This window comes from Sphingomonas endophytica (assembly GCF_001476895.1).
Lineage (GTDB): Bacteria > Pseudomonadota > Alphaproteobacteria > Sphingomonadales > Sphingomonadaceae > Sphingomonas > Sphingomonas endophytica_A.
The window spans coordinates 1-620 of the sequence record NZ_LDTB01000137.1 but is presented as its reverse complement, the minus strand read 5'-3'; the positions used below and the strand labels follow the sequence as shown (position 1 = coordinate 620).

The 620-nt window shown below is 63.5% G+C and carries 1 protein-coding gene; it reads left to right on the top strand.

From position 1 onward, the window contains the following. Nucleotides 1-6: 6 nt before the first annotated feature. Nucleotides 7-620: serine hydrolase domain-containing protein (locus tag NS334_RS16360; RefSeq protein WP_241492005.1), on the top strand; the 614-nt coding region annotated here is incomplete at its 3' end.

The following is a 620-nucleotide window of genomic DNA, read 5'->3' as shown; positions in this document are numbered from 1 at the left end:
GCCGACATGACGACCGACAGCGTGTTCGCCATCTTCTCGACCACCAAGGCGATCACGGGCACCGCCGTTCTGCAACTCGTCGCGGAAGGCAAGCTCGATCTCGACGCGCCGGCCAAGACCTACGCACCCGACATCGGCAGGCTTCAGGTCATCGAGGGCTTTGACGACAAGGGCGAGCCACGCCTCCGTGCGCCGAAGCGCGACATCACCACCCGCATGCTGATGGTCCATAGTGCAGGCCTCAGCTACGATTTCATCAATCACACCTACACCCGCCTTGCGCAGGAGAAGGGGCAGCCGAGCGTCATCACGGCGTCCAAGGCCTCGCTGATGACACCTCTGCTGTTCGATCCCGGCGAGCGCTGGGAATACGGCACCAACATGGATTGGTGCGGCCAGATCGTCGAGGCGATCACCGGAAGGCGGCTCGGCGAGGTCTTCAAGACGCGGATCTTCGAACCGCTCGGCATTCGGGATACCACGTTCGAGCTCACCGATGCGATGCGCCGCAAGCTTGCCAGCATCCACGCCCGCAATGCCGACGGCTCGCTCACGCCGATGGATTTCGAGTTGCCGGCCAATCCGGAAATCCACATGGGCGGCCACGGGCTCTACGGCAC